15 protein-coding genes and 3 pseudogenes are annotated in these 22,213 nt (G+C 69.2%); 14 read left to right on the top strand and 4 right to left on the bottom strand.

Annotated elements, in window-relative coordinates; genetic code table 11:
• Positions 1 to 57: 57 nt before the first annotated feature.
• Positions 58 to 1,401, bottom strand: coding sequence for a DUF2637 domain-containing protein (locus VS93_RS02350; protein WP_082126562.1), 1,344 nt, complete (start codon positions 1,399 to 1,401; stop codon positions 58 to 60).
• Positions 1,402 to 1,755: 354 nt separating this feature from the next.
• Between VS93_RS02350 and VS93_RS02345 the strand changes: the two genes are divergently transcribed.
• The 9 genes and pseudogenes from VS93_RS02345 to VS93_RS33660 all read left to right on the top strand — a co-directional run.
• Positions 1,756 to 2,508, top strand: coding sequence for a putative protein N(5)-glutamine methyltransferase (locus VS93_RS02345; protein WP_236700290.1), 753 nt, complete (start codon positions 1,756 to 1,758; stop codon positions 2,506 to 2,508).
• 457 nt (positions 2,509 to 2,965) lie between these two features.
• Entirely contained in the window at positions 2,966 to 3,415 is a 450-nt protein-coding gene (locus VS93_RS02340) for a DUF1579 family protein (RefSeq protein ID WP_046468363.1), read from the top strand.
• 294 nt (positions 3,416 to 3,709) lie between these two features.
• Positions 3,710 to 4,096, top strand: coding sequence for a DoxX family protein (locus VS93_RS02335; RefSeq protein ID WP_046468362.1), 387 nt, complete (start codon positions 3,710 to 3,712; stop codon positions 4,094 to 4,096).
• Positions 4,097 to 4,722: 626 nt separating this feature from the next.
• Positions 4,723 to 5,618, top strand: a pseudogene (locus tag VS93_RS02330) (RNA polymerase sigma-70 factor).
• 505 nt (positions 5,619 to 6,123) lie between these two features.
• The gene (locus tag VS93_RS30190; RefSeq protein WP_201776528.1) at positions 6,124 to 6,303 is read left to right on the top strand and encodes a hypothetical protein; all 180 of its coding nucleotides are present in this window, start codon (positions 6,124 to 6,126) and stop codon (positions 6,301 to 6,303) included.
• A 182-nt stretch (positions 6,304 to 6,485) separates the two neighbouring features.
• Positions 6,486 to 6,824: pseudogene (locus VS93_RS02315) on the top strand (VOC family protein); the annotation flags it as partial.
• A 15-nt stretch (positions 6,825 to 6,839) separates the two neighbouring features.
• The gene (locus VS93_RS32405; protein ID WP_269082789.1) at positions 6,840 to 6,968 is read left to right on the top strand and encodes a hypothetical protein; all 129 of its coding nucleotides are present in this window, start codon (positions 6,840 to 6,842) and stop codon (positions 6,966 to 6,968) included.
• 452 nt (positions 6,969 to 7,420) lie between these two features.
• The gene (locus tag VS93_RS02310) at positions 7,421 to 7,981 is read left to right on the top strand and encodes a DUF1062 domain-containing protein (protein ID WP_046468359.1); all 561 of its coding nucleotides are present in this window, start codon (positions 7,421 to 7,423) and stop codon (positions 7,979 to 7,981) included.
• 102 nt (positions 7,982 to 8,083) lie between these two features.
• Positions 8,084 to 8,185, top strand: a pseudogene (locus VS93_RS33660) (IS982 family transposase); the annotation flags it as partial.
• Here VS93_RS33660 and VS93_RS02305 read toward each other — a convergent pair.
• Positions 8,186 to 10,132, bottom strand: coding sequence for a serine hydrolase domain-containing protein (locus VS93_RS02305; protein WP_046468358.1), 1,947 nt, complete (start codon positions 10,130 to 10,132; stop codon positions 8,186 to 8,188).
• A gap of 50 nt (positions 10,133 to 10,182) precedes the next feature.
• On the opposite strand from VS93_RS02305, the gene VS93_RS02300 reads away from it, so the two are divergent.
• Both VS93_RS02300 and VS93_RS26605 read left to right on the top strand, forming a co-directional pair.
• Complete coding sequence (locus VS93_RS02300) at positions 10,183 to 12,276, top strand: AAA family ATPase (RefSeq protein ID WP_082126560.1); 2,094 nt, start codon at positions 10,183 to 10,185, stop codon at positions 12,274 to 12,276.
• Positions 12,270 to 13,046 carry a helix-turn-helix transcriptional regulator gene (locus VS93_RS26605; protein ID WP_052745464.1) on the top strand — a complete coding sequence of 259 codons (777 nt, stop codon included), beginning with the start codon at positions 12,270 to 12,272 and terminating at the stop codon, positions 13,044 to 13,046. Before VS93_RS02300 ends, VS93_RS26605 begins: the two co-directional genes overlap by 7 nt.
• 71 nt (positions 13,047 to 13,117) lie before the next feature.
• On the opposite strand, the gene VS93_RS26600 is transcribed toward VS93_RS26605, so the two are convergent.
• Together VS93_RS26600 and VS93_RS26595 are read right to left on the bottom strand one after the other, a co-directional pair.
• Complete coding sequence (locus VS93_RS26600) at positions 13,118 to 15,175, bottom strand: helicase domain-containing protein (protein ID WP_162231626.1); 2,058 nt, start codon at positions 15,173 to 15,175, stop codon at positions 13,118 to 13,120.
• Positions 15,176 to 15,279: 104 nt separating this feature from the next.
• Entirely contained in the window at positions 15,280 to 16,650 is a 1,371-nt protein-coding gene (locus tag VS93_RS26595; protein WP_052745462.1) for a helicase domain-containing protein, read from the bottom strand.
• A 334-nt stretch (positions 16,651 to 16,984) separates the two neighbouring features.
• Here VS93_RS26595 and VS93_RS30185 point away from each other — a divergent pair, with 334 nt between their 5' ends.
• Genes VS93_RS30185 through VS93_RS30175 form a run of 3 tightly spaced genes read left to right on the top strand, consistent with a single transcriptional unit; the run spans position 16,985 to position 22,187 of the window.
• A complete protein-coding gene (locus VS93_RS30185; RefSeq protein WP_201776527.1) occupies positions 16,985 to 18,280 on the top strand; it encodes a DEAD/DEAH box helicase in 1,296 nt (431 codons plus the stop codon).
• The gene (locus VS93_RS30180; RefSeq protein ID WP_201776526.1) at positions 18,277 to 19,050 is read left to right on the top strand and encodes a hypothetical protein; all 774 of its coding nucleotides are present in this window, start codon (positions 18,277 to 18,279) and stop codon (positions 19,048 to 19,050) included. The genes VS93_RS30185 and VS93_RS30180 overlap by 4 nt, the downstream gene beginning before the upstream one ends.
• Positions 18,939 to 22,187 carry a helicase-related protein gene (locus VS93_RS30175; protein ID WP_201776525.1) on the top strand — a complete coding sequence of 1,083 codons (3,249 nt, stop codon included), beginning with the start codon at positions 18,939 to 18,941 and terminating at the stop codon, positions 22,185 to 22,187. Before VS93_RS30180 ends, VS93_RS30175 begins: the two co-directional genes overlap by 112 nt.
• Positions 22,188 to 22,213 lie beyond the last annotated feature (26 nt).

The following is a 22,213-nucleotide window of genomic DNA, read 5'->3' as shown; positions in this document are numbered from 1 at the left end:
CTGCCTGCGGGCCGCCGGGGCAGGCAGCTCAGCAGGGTGGTCGTACGGCAGGAAGGGTCACTGCGCGGTGTGGCCGGCGCGCACCAGGCGGGCCTGGCCGTCGGCCGATTCCTCGAGGAGGTAGTCCTCGTCCTCCCGGGAGAGGCTGAGGGCCTCGTTGCGGTAGCGGCGGGCGGTGCGCGGCACCACGCCGAGCTCCCCGGCGATCTCCTTGTCGGTGATGTCGGGGATGGAGCTGAGCAGCTCCCGCACGCGCTGGCGCTTCTCCTCGGCCGACAGGCGGCTCGCCGGGCGCGGCGTACGGTTCTCACCGGTCACGGTCGTGGACTCCTCGGCCTCGTCGGCCTTGCCCTGATCGGTGCGGTCCTCATCGGCCGGCCTGGCGTCCTCCCGCCCGAGGTCTTCGAGGACGGCCTGGCCACGATGGTCATCGGGCGGCGACGCCGCGGGACCGGGAGCCGGGTCACGGGGCGGCGGGGATTGGCCGCGGCCGTTGGCGGTGGCCGCGGCCGGCCACTCCGCAAGGCCGGTGGGGGAGAGCGGGGCGGGGGCGCCGGTGAGGGTGCGGGCTTCGGCGGCGGTCATCGCCACCCGTTGGGCGGTCATCGCCCGGATGATCGCAAAGGCGGTGGTCAGGTCGTAGCCGTTGTCCAGCATCCATTTCAGGTGGCGGGGGGTGGAGCGCCGCCAGGTACGCCCGTACTGCTCGCGCAGCATCGCATAGGCCAGCTGGCGCTGCTGCTCGCGTTCCAGCGCATCAGGGTAGGAGGTGATGGCCGAGCCCAGCATGAGCCGGGCCACCTTGAGTGTGGACAGCGGGTGGGCCAGCCAGCGGCCGGCCGGGATGCGGTCGGTGGCGGTGCCGTGGGCCAGCCCGGCCAGGTGGCGCACCCAGGCGGCCACGCCCTCGGCGATGAGGATGATGACCACCGGCGGGCCGGCGTGGCCCAGGTAGGAGGCGGTGGTGCCCTCGCCCTGGGAGACGTTGAGGATGATGGTGATGGCCGAGAGGCTGTAGGCGGCCCACCGGTTCAGCGGGTGGCGGCGTCCCTGCCACTCCATGACCAGGTCCATCGCCAGGAAGTAGACGATGACCGCATCAATGCCGATGGGGAACAGGAACCGCAGGTCCCCGCCGTTGATCGCGGTCAGCTGGGTGTCGGCCAGCCAGGTCGCCGATGCGTACAGCGCCGCGTAGCTCATGGTGAAGGCGATCGTGATCAGCACCAGCGCCGCCGCGGCGATCAGCGCCGTGGCCACCAGGTAGCCCCCGTGCAGCCCACTGCGGGCCGAGCGCCGGCGCTTCAGCGCCGCGCGCAACGTCCCCACCGCCAGTGCGACCACGAGCAGCGCCGCCGCGGCGATCATCCACCAGGGCGCCTCGGCCATCCATGCAGACATCAGGATCCGTCTCCCAGCTCACGACCACAAAAACAAGAGGGTAGGCGGGTGAGTCTTGCAGACCCGGATCTCACCGCCGTGACCGGCGGGGGCATGGACCCCTCAGCGACGCGGGTGGCGGCTCGGGCGCCTCACGCGCCAAGGCGGCGAGGACCTTCTGGAGTCATCCCATCCTCGTACTTCGATGGGTTATGCTAGCTGTCCGCCGTAGGACTCATTAGAGGAGGTGAGAGCGATTACCGCTGTTGCAGTAGGGGCGTTCCCACCCGGAGGACACACGGTCCCGTCGTAGCCGGAGCGCTCCCGAGCTTGCGAAAGGCTTGCGTGGCGCCCTCATCCTCATCGACTTCTGAGTTGGCTGTTGCGGTTTCGCGTCTTCGCTCCGCCGGCTGCGTGTTCGCCGAGCAGGAGGCGGACCTGATCACCGCAACCGCACGCACTCCCGAGGAATCGACCTCGATGATCCGGCAGCGCTGCTCCGGATATCCCCTCGAGCATGTCCTGGGCTGGGCATGGTTCTGCGGACTGCGCCTTACCGTGGACCCGGGCGTGTTCGTTCCCCGGCCACGCACCGAGTTCCTGGTTCACCGAGCCGCCGCCCTACTGCGCCCCGGTGCGATCGCCGTCGACGTGTGCTGCGGCTCGGGCGCCCTGGGCGCGGTGCTGGCGGCCACCCAGCCGAACCTGACCCTGCACGCGGCCGATATCGACGCGGCCAGCGTGGCCTGTGCCCGACGCAACCTGCCCGGCCATGCGGTCCACCAAGGGGACCTGTACGCCCCGATCCCCGATGAACTACGCGAACATGTGGACGTACTGGTCGCCAACGTCCCCTACGTCCCCACCCATCGGATCGCGCTGCTACCACCCGAGGCACGCTTGCACGAGCCCCGACAGGCCCTGGACGGGGGAGCCGACGGGCTGGACATCCTGCGTCGGCTCACCGCCGGGGCCCATGAATGGCTGGCCCCGAGGGGCCGCCTGCTGGTGGAGGTGGCAGAAGGGCAGGTCGAGGCGGCCAGGGCGGCGTTCGTCACTGCGGGCCTCTCCTACCAGGTGGTGACGAGCGCAGAGCACGATGCCAACGTACTGGTCGGTGCCCTCTGACCTCTCGGTCAAAAGCAGGGCACGCCGAGTCGGGAAGCAGCGGATCAGGCTTCCGCCGCCGCGCCAGTCCGCGTCGATATGCCGTCCAAGCCGCTGTCGGTGGTGCGGCCGGTCGCGGCCCGCACGATCGTGTCGCGAGTTTCGCCACCGAGTTGGGGCGCCGCCCCAATGCGTGTGCGGACGTCGGTTTTCCCTGCGCTGGCCCCAGGGGGCGCGGAAGGCGACGAGGCTGGCCAAGAGCATCAGGAGCAGGATCAACGCGCCTCCGTCGGTCACCACTGAGGGGAGCGCGCCCGCCGAGCGCGAGCACCGCCGCAACCGGTCTGGCCTCTCACCGGTGAGGAGTTGTCAGAGGAGCCTGGCAATATGAGCGGCATCGCAAGCCAGGCGACACGGCCGTGGTGCGGGTGCCGACTCCGGCACGGCCCTGGAGAAGCCGGAGAAAGAGGAGCGCGGTATGGACGTCAGGAAGAGCCTGAGGGGGATCGTCGGCGACTGGACCGGTATGAACAGGCTACGCATGATGCCCGACGACCCCTACGGCGAGTCGAGGGCAAGCGCGACGGTCTCACTCGGCGCCAAGGGAGGTGTCGCCACCATCGCCTACACCTGGGCCTACGAGGGCGAACTCCAAGAGGGCCTGCTGGTGATCGGCAACGGCGCGCAGCCGAAGGAGGTCGTCGCGGTCTGGGCCGACTCGTGGCATCAGGGCCCTCAGTGGATGGAGTGCCGCGGAACCATCGGCGAAGACGGCGTGCTCAGCGTCGAGGGCTCCTATGCCGAGGACGCGGGCTGGCGGATCCGCGTCGACCCCGGTGCCCCGGAGCAGCTGCGCTTGGCGATGGACAACATCATGCCCGGTACCGACTACCAGGTCGTCGAGGCGGTCTACTCCCGGGCGGAGTGAGCGGTCGGCGCCCGCCTCGCTCTCTGCCCGCCTTCATATCCCCCAGACCGAGGATGCACTGGGTGTGCCCTGGAATGCGCGATGCGTCGGCTCGGCCACCCGTGTGCCGGGGCCCGCGCGGATCAGCGCGACCAACTGGGGGCCCAGTGGCGCGCATCCCCGGAGCATCGGCTCCGATCGTGAGGGCTCCGCATGCCGAGCCCACGCCTGTGGAGTGATCTGACTCACACGCTGTCACAACGATCGATCACGCGGTGTCTTGAGGTCGAGCCCCTGGAAACGAAGGAGAACCTCATGAACCTCGCACTGTGGATCGCCGCCGGACTGCTCGCCGTAGTCGCCCTGGCCGGCGGCATCAGCAAGACGTTCGTGCCCAAGGAGAAACTGGACAAGGCGGCTGGCGGGGGATGGACTGCAGACGCCAGCGTCGGCTTCGTCAAGACTCTCGGCGTCCTCGAACTCCTGGCCGCGGTTGGCCTGATCCTGCCCGCCGTGGTCGACATCGCACCGGTTCTGGTGCCGGTGACCGCCGTCTGCTGGGTCTTGCTGATGGTCGGCGCGATAATCACCCATGTGCGCTACCGCGACGGCACCAAGTTTGTGGTGGTGACCTCGATCTATCTCGCTCTTGCGGTATTCATCGCGTGGGGCCGCTTCGGCCCCGAGTCCTTCACCGCCTGACCGACGACCGCGAAGGTTTCCCGATGGCCCAAACGAATGCGACGGCGCACTCCGACCGGTACCTCAGAGAGGTTTCTTCCCTCACCGAGGACAGCGTCGTTGAGGGGCTGGGGATTGCGGGTAGTAGGGACCGCACACCTGACGGCGGCTTTCGGGCAACCGCGTCTCCACGGGGGTTACCTGAGCGGCGATTTCGACGGCCTCGCTCTGCACGGCAACGGAGCAGACGGGGTCTCGTATGTCGGTGCGCTACAGATCGTCACCGCTCTTGTGGTCTGACTTCGCGGTGACGGTCGTCGGGGCGGGTTCGACCGGCATCGAGACCGCTGCGGGGTCGACACTCGGTGGCCAAGCTCGGTGTGACCGTGCTCGAAGGCTCCGGTGTCGTGCGGCGACGCCCTTGTTGCGGTGCGCCGCCTCACGCATGCGTTCATCGGCTGTCCTCTGAGCAACGGATCGTCGTCAACTTGGCGTGTCACAGCCGTGCGCCGGGTGGTGTCCCGCTCTCGATCGCACCAAACCAGTGGGGCAGATCGAACGGCTACCAACGAAAAGGACCTTGCTGTGGATGCACGCTTGAAGGCCTTCGGCAACCAGGGCCGGCCGCGAAGGAGAGGGGGCGAGATATGAGCGACCACGCCACTGACCCGGCGACCGAGACTTTCGTCTCCCACCGCAACCTGCTCTTCACCGTCGCATACGAGATGCTCGGATCGGCGGCCGACGCCGAAGACGTCCTCCAGGAAACCTGGCTGCGGTGGGTCAAGGTCGACTTGGGGCAGGTGCGCGACCAGCGCGCCTACCTGGTCCGGATCACGACCCGGCAGTCGCTCAACCGGCTGCGCACAATGATGCGCCGCAAGGAGGCCTATGTCGGCCCCTGGCTGCCCGAGCCGCTGCTCACTACGCCGGACGTGGCCGAGGACGTCGAGCTCGCCGAGAGTGTGTCGATGGCGCTGATGCTCGTCCTCGAGACGCTGTCGCCGACCGAGCGCGCCGTCTTCGTGCTGCGCGAGGCCTTCGATGTCAGCTACGACGAGATCGCGGCCGCCGTCGGCAAGAGCCCCGCGGCCGTCCGCCAGATCGCGCATCGCGCCCGCCAGCACGTCGACGCCCGCCGGCAGCGCGAGGCGGTCTCCCCGAGCGAGACCCGGGCGGCTCTGGAGTCGTTCCAGCACGCGCTCGAAACCGGGGACCTGCAGGGCCTGCTTGATGTGCTCGCCCCTGAGGTCGTCCTGGTGAGCGACGGCGGCGGAGTCAAGCAGGCCGCGCTGCGGCCGATCATCGGAGCGAGAAGGTGGCCCGCTTCATCGCCGGCGGCTCCCGCAAGGTCGAAGCCACGCCTATCGTCGCCCCCACCGTGGTCAACGGCAACCCGGCACTCGTCGTACGCCTGGACGGCGAGATCGACGGCGTCCTAGCGATCCGTGTCGAAGACACCCGCATCGCCGGCCTCTACTACGTCCGCAACCCGGAGAAGCTGACCCGCGTCGAATCCGAGACCCCGCTCACCCTGCGATGAATACCGGTGGCGGATAGCCACCTGGGAATCAGGCGCGACGCCGAACCCCTCCCACGGACTCCCCTCGATCACACTGCGGATCGAGGAGAAACACCCGTGCGCCACCTTCAATGCGTCACGCCGGTTTCGTTGCACCGGGCCATCTCGCCCGCCCGCCCCAAGACACCCACCGCGCTCCCTGGCTTCCGATAAGGTTCACTTATCGGAAGCCAGAATCCACCCCTCTTTCGTCCTCTTATTCGTTTGCTGTAGCTATTTACGTTTTTGTTTAACGTTATAAACGCTACGTAATTAAGCGCAGGCGAGGCGAGGCCGTCGCCAACGCCACCTTCGCCGCCCGCCACACTGCGCTGTGGGGCGAGGGCGCCACCGCGGTCGCTTCCGACTCCACCCACTTCTCGGCCCATTCACCTCCGAGACCACCCACCTCGCCCACGCCGCGATGCTCGAGGGCGGCCGCGCCCAACGGTCGATCTTCCTCGCCCGCTACCCGCGAGATCGGGAGATGATCCAAGACCCCCTTGTCCCCCCCGAATGGCAGGGCGTGCTCACTGACGCCGACCAGCGCGGCCTCACCCCGGTCTTCCACACCAACATGACCCTGTACGGGGAGATCCAACTCAACCTCGACAAGCGCCTGGCCCTCAGCGCCATCGACACACCTCGGCCGCCGGCTGGCTCGTAGCGGACCGATTCCCGATCCTTGCCCCACAGCCGGGCAGGGCTTGTCGGTGGATGCAGGGATGCCTGGAACGGGTTCCCACTGTCGCGGGACGAACCCGCCCGCGGCAGGTGAATGCGGGCAGGTTCCTTGATCCACGCGGGCATAGGATCGGCGGCGTGGCGACTCGGCTTGTTCAAATTCATATGAATGCTCGGGATGACTCCGCGCTCGGCCGATTCTGGGCGGAGGTGCTCGGCTGGAGTGTTTCCAGCGAGGAACCCGGCGTGACCAACCTGGAACCTGAGGGCTCCGTCTATCCGGACCCCGTCGCCGTCTGCCTCGACGTCGTTGCCGTCCCGGAACCCAAGACGGTGAAGAACCGTGTGCGCATCGACCTCGCCACCACTTCTGTGGCTCATCAGGCGGAGCTGGTCGCGCGCTTTAAGGCTCTCGGTGCAACGCCCGTCGACGTGGGTCAGGGCGACGTGCCGTGGACGGTCCTGGCCGACCCGGAGGGCAACGAGTTCTGCGTCCTCACCCCGTGCTGACGCGGAGCCTTGCCGACCTTCACCGTGACCACCAGCGATGGCTGCCAGCCGGGCCTCGACGACATCATCGCCTTCGCCACGAGGAGTCTCGGTAGCACTGACGAAGTTTCGGTCGGATATAGCCACGACCTGCGGTGAAATCGATCTGGTTGGTTGAGGGGCTCGCGGCGCTGACGGACGCTGCCGGCGAAAGGTGATGTGTGACGGGTCCCGATCGCGGGCAGCCAGGTCGCGTCGGTCTTCCACGCGCCGACCGAGATCAGCGCCGTCGGGGGCCTGTCGACGACGGCCAGTGCGAGGAAGGAGAGGCCTTCCCCACCATGACAGCACCTGAGTTAGCGACAGGGACCACCGCCGCCGGAAAACCGTTTGAGCCTTCCTTCCGCGTTCCCGTAGGTTGCCTGCGGCCCCCGTCGCAGTGAGGACAGAGGACAAACCGCGTGACCCCGCCTGCTCTTTAGACCTGACACCTTCTTCCGCTCACCTTCAAGCCGACCCTCAGGTCGGCTCTTCCGGGCTGCCCGTGTGTGCCCGGTCATGCAGCGTTTGAGGCCGCGCGCAATCGGCCTCGTGTCAGGTCTAGAGAGATCATGTCTTCAGAACCTCATACTGTGCTGCCCTGGGTCGTTTTTCGGACCAGGCTGCCTCTGCTGTCGTTGCGGTGCGTGGACTGCCGGTCGGAGTCGGCCACCACCGGCGAGGGCAGGTTCCGCGTCAACGCCAACGGCAAGCTGCTGGACGTGTGGCTGCTGGTCCGCTGCGTATCCTGCGATCGGACGCGCAAGCTCACCGTGCACGAGCGAGCGCCGGTCAGATCCTTCGATCCGGCCGAGCTCGACGGCTACCACACCAGCGATCCGGAGCTGGTGGCGTCCACGCTGCTGGATCCGCTACTCGCCCGGCGCAACCGCTTCACCCTGGGCTGGGAGGGGGCCTGGCGGCTGGACATCCAGTCGGCATGGCTCGACGAGGCGTGGCCGGTCCAGGTGGAGGTCGTCTTCGAGGATCCGGTGCCGGTGCGCCCGGAGCGGCTCATCGCGCAGGGGCTCGGTCTCAGCAGGAACGAGGTGCTGCGCCGGATCAAGTGCGACATTCCGCTGCGCCGTCCGACGAGCGCCGGGTTCACCTTCACCGTGATGGCCGGAGACTAGCGGGGGTGTAGCCGCGGCGCGCGATCCCCTCAAGCATCCGTGCGAAATACGCCTCGTCCAGCGGCGGCTCCGGCGGCATGGAGTCGCCGCTGGACGGCCACGGTGGGCGAGAGCGCCGCCTATGGCCGCGACGTCTCCCACCACTACTTCCACTGGGGCGCCAAGCTCCTGCTCATCACCACCGCCGAGGGTGCGGTGTGTGCGTCACGGTGTCCAGATGAGGTTGTGGTGGTAGGCGAAGCCGAGGAAGGCGACCAGGCCCACAGTGACCAGGGAGTAGTGCACACGCCCGGCGAGTCCCCACCACGCGTGCCGCCAGGCCAGCGCGGCGCAGGCCAGTACACCCAGGGCGAGCGCCGCCGCGACCGTCAACGGGGCGACGAGCAGCGGGGAGCGCACCCCGATCAGGACGTTCAGCACGTCCTCGCGTCCCGCCAGGGAGACCATCATCCCGGTGAAGCCCAGGCACACCAGCCCGGTCGCCCCGGCGAGCAGCCGAGCACCGGATGCCGCGCGGCAGCGGCGCGAGCGCTGTCCTCGCAGCCGGCGCACCAGCGCCGTGGCCGACCAGCCGAGCATGCTCACCATGAGGAGCAGCCCGGCGGCCACCACACCGAGGTGTGTGGCGGGGTGGGCGTGCCAGGCGACGCGCTGGTAGTTCTGGGTCACGTTGGAGTCGAAGCCCAACCCGGTGACCGTACCGTCGTCCTCGATGAAGGTCACCCGGTCCGAGCCGTCCTCGGCGGCGAACACTCCCGGCTCCACCGGAAGCCAGTGCTGCCCCGCGCCGGCCCCGGAGATGGCCAGCGTGCCGTCGCCGGACTGCCGTACCGTCACGTGGTCGAGCAGCGAGAACAGGGACTCGGGGCCGCTGCGGCTGGCCCATGTGGTCCGGTAGGTTCCGCTGTAGTCCCGCTCTGGCACATCGGCCGCCTCAGCGCTGGAGGAGGCCGGGTCGGCCTGTGAGGGCAGGAACTCGGCGAAGAACTCCTCGAGCAGCAGCGTCGGGACGTCCTCGGCGGGGTCGGGCGGATCGCCGTCACCGTTCGTGGCCACGAAGACTCCCACGTTCTCTTCGGGTACCAGGGCGAAGATGGCGTGTGCGCCGTTGTTGTCGCCACCGTGCGCGAGCACGGTCCGACCCGCCACGGTGAGCTCCCACATGCCGTATCCGGAGCCGGGCATGCCGGAGGCGGCGCTGAACTGCCGTTCCCGCATGGCGGTGGCGCTGTCCTGCGACAGGATGCGCTGACCGTCCAGCTCTCCGTCGTTCAGGTGGGCCAGCATGAACCGGCCGAAGTCCGCGGCGGTGGCGTACATGCCGCCCATCGGCGGAGCGTTCAGTCCGTAGTCGGTGCGTGCGCGCCGGTCCTCTCCGTCGACCCGGTGGTACTGGCGGGCGGATCCGCGCTCGAGCGCCTCACTGGGCTGGAGGACCCCGGAACCGGCCATGCCGAGAGGGTCGAGGATGTGCTCGTGGACGTATTTCTCGTAGGGCTGACCGCTCACCTCCTCCACGACGAGCCCGACCAGGGCGTAGCCGTAGTTGGTGTAGGCGGTGAAGCGCCCCGGCGGGTGGAGCCGCTTGGCTGGGGTCTCGCGGACGTACTCGCGCAGCGAGAGCACTTCGGCCGGATCATCGGTGCCGATTCCCCAGGCGGGGTCGTCAAGGCCCGCCGAGTGGGTGAGCAGGTGGTGCAGCGTCACCGGCTGTCCGGGGTGGGTGTCGGCGAGGGCCGTATCGTCGGGCAGGTAATCGTTGACATCGGTGTGGAGGTCAACGTCTCCCGCGTCGACGAGTTGCAGTATCGCGGTCGCCGTGACCGTCTTGGTGAGCGAGGCCGTGAGGAATGCGGACTCCTCGGGGGCGGCCGGCTTTCGCTCTTCCAGGTCGGCGTAACCGTATCCCTGTGCCATGAGCGGCCGGCCATCGGCGACCACGGAGACCACGGTTCCCGGAACCTGCTTTTCCTCCAGGAGTTCCGGAGTTCGGCGGTCGAAGAACGCCGTAACGGATTCGGTGTCCAGGTCCCTGTCCGAGGAACCTGCGGTGGGGTCCTCCTGCGCCCGGGCGGTACCGGCGGTCGCCGACAAGAGGACAGCGAGGAGGAGCAGAACGGCCGTGAGGCCACGCCCCGCTGTGTTCATCATGATCGCGTGTCTCCTAGGGAAGGGATCTCGGCCGAGGCGGCCGGATCGCTATGGACGTACGCAGCGTGCCCGCCGCGCCGCCGTCCCGCCTGACGTTAGGTCTTCGGTGGGCGGTTGGAATCAGCGAAATCGCCGGTCGTCGTGAAGGCCTGGGTGTTCTGGCGGGCCTCTACTCTGGGGGTGTGTTGTACGGCCGGGACGGGGAGCGGTCGGTGATCGACGCCCTGCTGGAGCGCGTGCGTACCGCCGGCGGCGGTGGTGGGCTGGTGGTGCACGGCGATCCGGGGATCGGCAAAACCGCGCTCCTGGAGTACGCCGCGGAGAGCGCGACGGGGATGGGCGTACTGCGCACGGTGGGTGTCGAGCCCGAGTCCGATCTGACCTATGCCGCCCTGCACCGGCTGCTGCTGCCCGTCCTCGACCGCATCGACCGGTTGCCCGAGCCGCAGGCCCGCGCGCTCAGTGTGGTGTTCGGGCAAGCTGCGGGTCCGGCGCCGGACCGGTTCCTGGTGGCGCTGGCGACCCTGTCACTGTTGTCGGAGGTGGCCGCGAGCCGGCCGGTGGTGTGCCTGGTCGACGACGCGCACTCCTGCGATGCGGCCTCACAGCAGGTGCTGGCGTTCGTGGCCCGCCGGCTGGAGGCCGAGCCGATCGTACTGGCGTTGGCGGCACGTGACGGTGAGGGGCGACCGCCCGACACCGCCGACCTGGTGGATGTGCCACTGTCCGGGCTGGACCGGGAGTCGGCCCGCGCCCTGATCATGGAGCACACCCGGCACCGGCTGTCCGACGCCGGGCAGGAGGAGTTGCTGCGCGCGACCGGGGGCAACCCTTTGGCGATCCGTGAACTGTCGGGCACGGCCTGGCGCACCAGTGGCACCGGCGAACCGGTACCGCTGGCGGCCGGGTTGCAGCGCGCGTTCTTGGAACGGGCGCGTCGGCAAGGCCGCGATGCGCAGGAGGTGCTGCTGCTGGTCGCAGCGGCCGGTGCGGCACCGTTGGCGACCATCAGCCGGGCCGCCGAGGCGCGGGGAGTCACCGCCGGCCCGGCCGTTCTGCACGAGCTGCGTGAGCTGATCGTCGAGGACGGGCCGACCGTGACGTATCGGCACCCGTTGATCCGGTCGGCGAGCTACTACGGCGCGGGGCCTCACGAGCGGCGCGAAGCGCATCGAGCCCTGGCCGCGGCACTGCAGGGGGAGCCCGCCGAGGCCGACCGCAGGGCCTGGCATCTGGGGCGGGCCGCTGTGGGCCGGGACGAGAAGGTGGCCGAGGAGCTGGAGCGGTCCGCGGAACGGGCGATGCGGCGTGCCGGCCCCGGGGCTGCCGGCAGCACATTGGCGCGCGCCGCCGAGCTGACCGTTTCGGAGACCTCCCGGGCGCGGCGTCTGGTCGCTGCGGCTGACGCCTGCTGGCAGGACGGCGACGCCGCGCGCGCCGCGGCACTGTTGGACCGGGCCGAACACGTGCCCTCTCCCGGCGATGTTCCCCACCGGGAGATCGCCGGGCTGCGGGCCTCCATCGAGGTGCGGTCCGGTACGCCCGCGGAGGCCGTGGCACTGCTGCGTCCGTGGCTCCCGGATCTTCTGCGAACCGACCGGTGCCGCGCTGTGCGACTGCTGCTGGTCTTCACCAGAGCCAGCCTCCACGCGAACGCGACGGAGGAGTGGACGGCGATCGCCGGGGTGATGGAGGAGCTGTCGCTGTCGGGTGAGGATGCCGAGGACGTACTGGCTCGCCTGTTCCGTGCGACCTGCCGGGTACGCGAGGGGGAGGATCCGGGACTTGCGGCCGGTGACCTCGCCGCGGTCGAAAGGCTCACCGATCCCGCCCGGCTGTGCTGGGCCGGCGGGATGGTACGCGTGGTAGGCCACCATGAGCTGGGATCGCGTCTGCTCCACGAGGCGGTGCGGCGCGCCAGGGCGCTGGGGGCGGCGGGTGTCCTGGCATGGGCACTGGAAAGCCTGGTCACCGACGAGCTCGCCGGTTGGCGGCCGCGGAGGCCTACGCGGAATAGGGAGACCGCCTGGCCGCGGAAACCGGCCAGGCCAACACGGCCTGTGCCCACCGAAGCTGGCTCGCCGTCATCGCCGCACTGCGCGGCCGAGAGCACGAGGCGCGGCGGCTGGCCGCGGACGTGCTGAGCGAGGCGAACGAGCGTGGCCTGGTCGATACGGCCGCCACCGCCAACCGGGCACTCGGGGTGCTGGACCTGGCCGCGGGCCGGGCACAGGAGGCGTTGCGGCACCTGCGGACGCTGAACCGTGACAGCGACGCGACACATCCCGGTATAGCGCTCGACGCGGTTCCGGCCCTCGTCGAGGCCGCTGTTCGCGCGGGCGAGCCCGAGCAGGCCACCGAGGTGTTCGCCTGGTTCAGGTACTGGGTGGAGTCGGCGGACACACCAGGGCTGCACGCGCTGGCCGCGCAGTGCCGGGGGCTGCTGGCCGCGGGCGACGCCGCGGAGGCCGCGTTTCGCACCGCTATCGACCTGCACAAGCGGGTCAACTGGCCGATGGAGCGGGCCTACACCGAACTGCTGCTCGGTGAGCATCTGCGCAGACGGCGGCGCCGGGCCGATGCCCGTCAGCATCTGTCGGCGGCACTGGAGACCTTCCAGCGCATCGGGGCTCTGGTATGGGCGGAGCGCGCCCACCGGGAGCTTCGCGCCGCCGGCGATACGCGCCACCGGACGGAGCCGAGCACACTGGCGGCCCTCACACCCCAGGAGCTGCGTATCGTCACCGCGGTCAGTCAGGGGGCCACCAACCGCGAGGTCGCCGCCCTGCTGTTCCTCAGTCCGCGAACAGTCGACTACCACCTGCGCAAGGTGTTCCAGAAGCTGGGGATCAGCTCGCGTACCGAGCTCACCAGGCTGGCGCTCACCGGGGCCGGCGACACTGAGGGGCGATGAGGGCGGGTGTTCCCGGGCCGCGTGTCAGCGCGGTCAGCGGCACCACGCCGGCGTCGTCGCGGGCTGCTTTCTCAGACTTCCTTACCCAGAGCAAGGCCGACCCGCTGTCCTTCCCAGCCGTGGTCGGTCCGCCAGATCACGGAGACACCGAACGTTTGAGAGACCGCGTCAGTCGCCCAAGGTTCGGCCGGGGGCTGCGGGAGCACGAGGAAGGTATGATCGGCCCGTATCCTGGTGATATGTCGGACCTCCATCGCTCTCAGAACTCCTTCGCGCATGCGTGTGTAGGTGTGGCCGCCCTCCCCCAACACCTCGTAGAGGATGGTGCCGGCCGGTCCGTTGCTGGCGGCGTCGACGATTTCGGAGTAGATCGGGGACTGTCCAGCATCGAACAATGCCGCGAGGAAGGTATGGCGCAGTGCCTCGTGGGCATTGACCTTCCGATCACCGTGGACAGCCGCCTCGAGGAAGGTGAGAAGACCGTCCGTTTCAGCCGCACTGGTCTCCTGCGGAGTGGGCAAAATCGGCTCCGTGTCCGTCGTCGCTGGTGCGTCGGTTACCGCAAGAGCTGCCCGGTTATCGTCCTCGGAGACATCAACCGGTTCTTCTGGTGGCTCCGTGCCCGCCCGCGCGCGAAGTGAAATGGCGGTCCGCCCGTCCGGGGAGAGATACCAGGTGAGTTCGCCGCCGATGACGTGGGGGAGGCTTTCCTGGGTGAGGATGCGGCCGTTTTCCAGGTCTGCGGACAGGAAGCGGCTCACCATCGCATCGAACTCGGTATCGGAGAGCCCTCGGCTTTCCGGCACCAGCCGTTCGAACGTGTCGTGCGTTTGGGCCGTGATGTAGATCTGCTGGCTATCGATCCCGCGCACACCATTGGCGTCGACCAGAGAGCACCCGGGCGCAGGCCTCTCCCGCAGGGCCGCCCTGCGGGCGGCCCTGCCTCGGCGGCCGACGCGCGAGGACACACCGGCTTTGCACTGGGCGTAGCTGCGCTCCAGGTGCACCGTCCGATAGCCCGTCACCGCATCGGCGTCGGGGCTGAGCACGAGCCGAAAGCCCTCGTGATCCAACACCCAGAATCCGTTCTGCTGACGCGCGTGGCGCCCGTCGCGCAGGAACTCCTCTAGCATGGAGCGAATCTCGATCCCGGCCTCATGGGCGGTTCCCTGGTGCTGGGTGAGAAATTGGTTCAACGCCGTGGCAGTGATCTTCATCTCGGCTACCCGCTCATCGGCCAAGGTGAGCCGGGCTTGCCGGTCGGCGTTCATGGGGACCGAGAACGCCGACCCGCTGCGCCGCTCCGGTCGATCCACCGGAGTACCGGTTCGATAACCACCGCATTCGTCCTGCCGGCACCATCCATCGGGCTCGGCTGTCATGTTCTCGCAGCGATGGCCGTCAATGCGGTACCGGCTGCAGCGCCGTTCACCGGACGGCTCTCCGGTCCGTGGACCAGAAGGGTCGGCCAGCTCAGCGGGAAGCGGCTCTGCATGCACAATGGTGAGCGACTGGGTGCAGCGGGTCAGAGCGACGTAGAGCCTGCCAAGACCCGCGGATTGCGTTCGGGCGATCGAGGCGGGTTCCACCACCACGACGTGGTCGAACTCCAATCCGTTGATCTGTGAATCCGGAAGGACCTGGACCCCCGAGGCGCTCCCAGCCGCTTCCGACTCCGCCATGGTGCACTGCTCTTTCGCCTCTGGCAGCAGAACGTCGTCGTCATGCAGGATCACGGCGACCGAACGCGGCTGCTCATCGGCCTCCAGAAGTCCTTTCACGCCCTCCTTGACCTCGGCGAGCAGCCGATCAGGCGAGGTCGAGACCAACCGCACCGACCCGTCGTCAGGTGGGCGTATCGATGAGGGGTATCTCGTCGTCGGGGAGACGGTTGCGGCCAGCGGTGCAACGAAGTCCATGACCTCACGCGGAACCCGGTATCCCGTCGTGAGCTCCGCCATGTGCCACCCGTCCGGGCCGGCCAGAGGCTCGGCGACCTCGGACCACTCCCTGTAGCGGTGAACCCCGGTGGATTGGGCCAAGTCTCCCAGCACCGTCATGGATCCGGTGCGGCAGCGCAAGCCGAGGGAGCGCACCTGCATAGGAGTGAGGTCCTGGGCTTCGTCCACCAAGATGTGGCGGTACCGCCGGGGGCCGGTACCGGATATCAGCCGGCGCAGTTCCTCCAGGCAGACCAGGTCGTCGATCGTCCAGGGGTCCCGTGTGCCCTCTTCTACCGGGGCCTGAGCAGGACCCGCTGCTCCTCGTCCGTCAGGATCCCCGACGCGGCCGCGTGCAACTCCTCGGCGTCGTTGAGGAGTCTGCGAAGGATCCCGTCCTCGGACACCTTCGGCCACACCGCGTTGAGCAGGCTGCGCACGTCCGTGCTCTCTTTGATGCGCCGTCGGAGGCGACTGTCGCGTTCCCGGGAGGGCCGCAGCCCGACGGCCTCCCGCATCAGGTGATCGGTCAAAGCCTCGGCGAACCGGCTGCGTTGGGCATCGAACGCACCATTCGAACCACGTGCCTGCGTCAGGAGCCGCCCGAGTTCCTCCCTGGAGATCGCCAGCCGCGTTCCCTCGAAGACCGTTTCGAAGAGACCGTGGTGGGTGAACCGGTCGAGCGCGTACGGTCGCACGCTATTGGCCACGGCTCGGTGCAGTACCCGCACCATCCGCAGATCCGATTTGATCAGCCGCTGCTGATCGGTGTCGGTTCCCGCCGGTTCTTCCCGCCACAGGCTTCGCAGCTGCACGGTGGCCACTCCGCGGCTGTCCAAGATGGGCAGCACCTGACTCACGTAATCAAGGAACCCCTGGTGAGGGCCAACGACCAGGATCTCGTCAGCGGATATCCCCTTGTTGACCCGCTCGTTGCCCAGCAGCCAACTGACACGGTGTAGCCCGATCGCGGTCTTACCGGTCCCCGGGCCACCTTGGACGATGAGGACACCCGGGCGATCATCAGACACCAGGTCGAGTTGGGCACGCTGGATGGTTTCGACGATGTCGCGCATGTGCCCGTCGCGAACTCTGGCCAGTTCCTCCAGCAAGAAGGGGTCGACCGACTCGTGGTCGGATTCCTGCCTTCTGGTGTTCGCGATGGCCGCCTCGACCGTGACGGGGGAGGGGCGCGCTCCCGGCTCCGGATCGGCCGGATGCGCGCGCTCGGGTGCCGCTACCTCATCGAAGAAGTCCACGACCTGGTGGGCATGGCAGCGAAGACGGCGCCGCAGCCGAACCTCACCCGGATTCCGCTGACTGGCCTTGCGCCACCGGATCGCCGTATCGGTTCTCCAGTCGATCACGACGAGGTTGCGGTCGCCGTCCCGGACGGCTCTTCGTCCCAGGTAGAAGGTCTCGGGCTCTTCGCCCTCCTCGACGTCCACCCGCGCGAACACCAGCGACTTGCCGCCGAGATCCTCATAGGACGCCAGCCTCTTCTGAAACTCCCGCCGCTGGGCCGCGTTGTCCTTGGCGCTCGCCCCCGCCGGGCTCTCGCTGAGGCGTTTCGTCTCCTGCATTTTGCGTTCTAGGCAGTTGTAGGCGTGGTCGACCGCGCGCTGCTCCGCCGCGATCACCGCGGCGCGGTCCTCCTTGGCCACGTTCCCTCCGACCGAGCCGAGTCGGCGGGCGCCCCTGTCATCGGCGACACGTCCCGATCGCGTGTCACGAACAACACGTGATCGCGAGCAGGTCGGGAACCAGAAGGGGTGCTCCGCATGCGAACCGAGGTCCTCACTTTAGAGAAACCCCCTGACAAAGGGGGGCGAAAAGCCGTTTCGCCGCCGGCACACCGGTGGCCGCATCCGGTCGTGGAGACCGCCTCGCCCGTTCCGTTCACTTCTGTCCTCACGCTGTGCTACCCATGAGGCTCAGGGCAGCGGTCCTGCCCCGAGGGGCAGGACCGGGCGGGAACACCGTAGAACGTGGATGGCAATGGACGTCTTCTCTGTTCACAAGGAACTGATCGACGACTACAGCGAGTACACGAGTTCGCTGGTCAAGGTCCGTGATCAGAGGACCGCCGATTATCTGAAGGAGGAAGAGGAGAACAAGGTCCGCTGGCCCGATCCGTGGCTCTCCCTCAACCCCGGTTTCGAGTCCGGCGGCACCGTCGACGAACTCGCCGCCGACGGCCTGCTCCGCCCCGAATGCGAGCGCTTCTTCCGCGACAAGAAGCATGCGGAGGACCCAGGCGCACGCTCGCTGACCCTGCACCGGCACCAGCGCGAGGCGCTGGAGGCCGCCAAGACCGGGGACAGCTACGTCCTGACCACCGGCACCGGATCCGGCAAGAGCCTGGCCTACATCCTGCCGGTCGTGGACCAGGTGCTGCGCGACCCCCGCCCCGGCCGGATCAAGGCGGTCGTGGTCTACCCCATGAACGCCCTGGCCAACAGCCAGCACCACGAGCTCACCAAGTACCTCACGTGGGGGCTGTCCCGCGGCGGCCAGAAGGTGCGCTTCGCCAGCTACACCGGTCAGGAGGACCAGGAGCAGCGTGACCAGGTGTTCAAGCGCCCTCCGGACATCCTGCTCACCAACTACGTGATGCTGGAGTATCTGCTCACCCGCCCGCACGAGCGGGAGCAGCTGCTGAAAGCGGCCCAGGGACTGGACTTCCTGGTGCTGGACGAGCTGCACACCTACCGGGGCCGCCAGGGCGCCGACGTGGCCCTGCTGGTGCGCCGGCTGCGCGACGCGTGCGACGCACCGGACCTGCAGTGCATCGGCACCTCGGCGACCATGGCCTCCAGCCGCACCTTCGCCGAGACCCGCCGCACGGTGGCCGACGTCGCCTCCCGGCTCTTCGGTACGGATGTCAAGCCCGAACGCGTCATCGGCGAGACCCTGCGCCGCAACACCACCGCGCACGCCCCCTCGGCCGCCGATCTGCGGGCCGCCGTCGAGACCGCGCTCACGCCCGGTACCGAGCGCGACTACGCCGAGCTGGCGGCGGATCCGCTGGCCGGGTGGATCGAGTCCGCCTTCGGCCTGGCCGAGGAGGACGCCGAGGAGCCCGGGCTCCCTGCGCGCCTGGTGCGCAGCAGGCCGACCACCCTACCGACGCCGCCCGAGCCCTCGCCGAGATCACCGGCGACGACCGCTGCGAGGCGGCCATCCGGGAGATGTTGCAGCAGGGGGCCCGCGCCCGCCATCCGGAGACGAACCGGCCCCTGTTCGCGTTCCGCCTGCATCAGTTCCTGTCCAAGGGCGACACTGTGTATGTGAGCCTGGATCCGCCCGCAGACCGCTACATCACCGGCAAGTACCAGGTCAGCGTGCCGGGGCGGCGCGACAAGGTCCTGCTGCCGCTGGCGTTCTGCCGCGAGTGCGGCCAGGAGTACATCGTCGTGGCGCGCTCCACCAGCACCACCACCGCCCCCTCCTACGCCGCCCGTCAGGACCAGGACGCCGGAGGCGGCAACGACGTCAACGGCTACCTCTACGTCAGCGACGACCACCCCTGGCCCGCCGACCCGATCGAGGCCCAGCGCCTGCCCGACTCCTGGTGGTCCGTGGGCGACGACGGCGCCGGCCAGGTGCTGTCGCGCTTCCGCGACAAGCTGCCCCAGGAGAAGTGGATCGACGCCGCCGGGCGCGAGACCGCCCCCGGCGAGGGTTTGCGCGCCTGGTACGTGCAGGCCCCGTTCCGGTTCTGCCTGCGTTGCCGCACCTCCTACGAAGAGCCGCGCTCCAAGGACTTCGCCAAGCTGGCGACCTTCGCCGCCGAAGGCCGCAGCTCGGCGGTGACCCTGGTCAGCGGCAGCGTCGTGCACGGACTGGAGAGCCAGCATGGCCTCGACCCCCAGGCCCGCAAACTGCTCACCTTCGTCGACAACCGGCAGGACGCCTCGCTGCAGGCCGGCCACTTCAACGACTTCGCCAGGTGGCCCAGGTGCGGGCGGCCCTGCACCGCGCCGCCGAACAGGCGGGTGAGAAGGGCCTGCGCCACGACACCGTCGCCGAACGCGTCACCGAGGTGCTGGACCTGCCGCTGACCGAGTTCGCCCAGGACCCCGGGGCGAAGTTCTCCCAGAAGGAGGCGGTCCTCACGGCTCTGCGCAACGTCGTGGGTTACCGCGTCTACACCGACCTCAAGGACGGCTGGCGGGTCACCATGCCCAACCTGGAGCAGACCGGCCTGCTCCGGTTCGACTACGCTGACCTGACCGAGATCTCCGAAGACGAGGAGTGCTGGCACAAGCGCCCCGGCACCGATCAGGACGTCTCGGCCCTGCTGCGGGACGCGCCGCCCGAACTACGCCACCACCTGGCCAAGATCCTGCTGGACGAGTTCCGCCGGGCTCTGGCCGTCGACGTCGAGGTGTTCACCCAGGTCGGCTATGAGCGCCTGGAGCGCCAGTCCAACCAGTCCCTGCGCGATCCCTGGGCGCTGTCCCCGGGCGAGGACCGGGTGCAGCCCGGCACCGTCTACACCGGACCGGGCCGTGCGGGAAGGGCGCGCACCGATAAGCACATCACCGCCCGCGGCGCGTTCGGCCGCTACCTGCGCCACCCCGGCCGGTTCTCCCACGCTGTCGCGGGCGCCGTCTCCCTCGACGACGCCCAACTGGTCATCGACGACCTGGTGGCCGTACTGGCCGGGCTGGGGCTGCTCACGCCGATCGAGGAGAAGCGCGCGGCGACCGGCTACCGGCTGAAGTCCTCGGCCCTGATCTGGCGGGCCGGAACCGGGGAGACCGGCGTTTCCGACCCGCTGCGCAAGGTCGTCGACGAGGAGACCGGAGCCCACGTCAACGCCTACTTCCGCGACCTCTACCGCGCCGGCTCGGACCGGTTCCGCCGCCTGCAGGCCAAGGAGCACACCGCCCAGGTGCCCGCCGACGACCGGCGGGAACGCGAGCAGGCGTTCCGTGAGGGCACGCTGAAGCTGATGTTCTGCTCGCCGACGATGGAGCTCGGCGTGGACATCTCCTCACTGAACGCCGTGGGCATGCGCAACGTCCCGCCCACCCCGGCCAACTACGCCCAGCGTTCGGGTCGCGCCGGCCGCAGCGGCCAGCCCGCCCTGGTCACCACCTACTGCTCCACCGGCAGCGCCCACGACCAGTACTACTTCCGCCGGTCGGACCGCATGGTGGCCGGCAGCGTCGAGCCGCCCCGCCTCGACCTGGCCAACGAGGACCTGGTGCGCTCCCACGTCCAGGCGATCTGGCTGGCCGAGACCGGCGCCCACCTCAACAGCGGCATGGGCGAGGTCCTGGACGTCTCGGCCGAACCCGACACCCTGCCGTCACTGCGGCTGCGCCCGCACATCACCAGCACCATCCACGACCCCGGCGCCCAGCGCCGCGCCGTCGACCGGGCCCGGGCGGTGCTGGCCGACACCGGCGTCGAGGACAGCCCGTGGTGGTACGACGAATGGGTGGCCGACGTCGTCCGGGCCGCGCCCGGGCGCCTCGACCGCGTCTGCGATCGGTGGCGCGGGCTCTACGAGGCCGCGCTCACCGAGCAGCGCACCCAGAACCGGCACGTCATCGACACCTCCAACAGCCCGCGCGTGCGCAACGAGGCCAAGGCGCGGCGCACCCACGCCGAGACCCAGCAGCAGCTCCTGCTCAACCAGGACAAGAACCACCAGTTCAGCGACTTCTACACCTACCGCTACTTCGCCTCCGAGGGGTTCCTGCCCGGCTACTCCTTCCCGCGCCTGCCGCTGGCCGCCTACATCCCAGCCCGCCGGGAACGCGGCACCTACCTGCAGCGCCCGCGCTTCATCGCGGTCTCGGAGTTCGGCCCCGGTGCGCTGATCTACCACGAGGGCCAGCGCTACGAGGTCACCAGCGTCCAGGTGCCCACCGACGGCGGCGACCTCAGCACCGCCGAGGCGCGTATCTGCGGTGCGTGCGGCTACTGGCACGACCGCCAGGCCGGAACCGACGAGTGCCAGGAGTGCGGGCAACCGCTGAGTTCCACCATGTCGGACCTGATGCGGCTGGAGACGGTGTTCACCGTGCGCCGCCAGCGCATTTCCTCCGATGAGGAGGAACGCCGCCGCGCCGGGTTCGAGCTGCGCACCGCATTCCGGTTCTCCGACCACGGCGCCCGCTCGGGCCGCTCGGCCGCCACGGTCAAGGACACCGGCGGGTCCGACCTCGCCGAGCTGGTCTACGGCGACACCGCCACCGTGCGCGTCATCAACATGGGCCGTCGCCGCCGCCGCGACCGCAACGACGTCGGCTTCTGGATCGACCCGGTCACCGGCCGCTGGCTGAGCGAGGCCAAGGCTACCGAGAACGTCCCCGACGAGGAGGGGCTGGGGTCGTTCTCCGACGCGAAGAAGGTCGCCAAGGTCATCCCCTACGTCGAGGACAGCAAGAACATCCTCCTGCTGCGCTGGTCCACGCCCCTGAGCAACGAGCAGGCGGTCACGCTGCGCTATGCGCTGGAGCGCGGCATGGAGGCCGTGTTCCAACTGGAGGACGCCGAGCTGACCAGCGAGGACCTGCCCGACCCGCAGGGCCGCGGCCGCATGCTCTTCATCGAGAGCGCCGAAGGCGGAGCGGGGGTGCTGCGCCGCCTCCGCGACGAGAGCGCCACCCTGGCCCGGGTCGCCGAGGAAGCGCTGAGCATCATCCACGCCGAGGCCGACGGCACCGACCTCGGACACGCCGAAGGCACCACCGAACGCTGCGAACGCGGCTGCTACGACTGCCTGCTCTCCTACACCAACCAGAAGGACCACACCCTGATCGACCGGCTCTCGGCGGTCGAGCTGCTGCTGGCCCTGGCCGGCGGCCGCACCGAATCCGCCGGCGGCGACGCCTCGAGCGCCGAGGAGCAGCTCGCCGACCTGGACCGGACCGCCGAGAGCGGCCTGGAGCGGGAGTTCCTGGCGATGCTGCGCGACGGCGGGTACCGGGTGCCCGACGACGCCCAGGTGACCGTCGCCGAAGCGCTGGCCCGGCCCGACTTCGTGTACCGGCTGAACGGCTCCGACGTGGCCGTGTTCGTCGACGGCCCGCACCACGACACCGCCCACCAGGCCATGCGCGACCTCCAGGCCGAATACCGCCTGGAGGACCTCGGCTGGCTGGTGGTGCGCTTTTCCCACGACGCCGACTGGCGCAGTGTGGTCGCCGCCAACCCCAGCGTTTTCGGCCCCGGCCGGTGACGACCGTGCCTTCCCCGTTCTCCGCA

Origin of the sequence: Allosalinactinospora lopnorensis, assembly GCF_000981225.1 — a bacterium.
GTDB lineage: Bacteria > Actinomycetota > Actinomycetes > Streptosporangiales > Streptosporangiaceae > Allosalinactinospora > Allosalinactinospora lopnorensis.
Note: the sequence above shows the minus strand (reverse complement) of the source record. Positions and strands in the feature narration are given on the sequence as shown.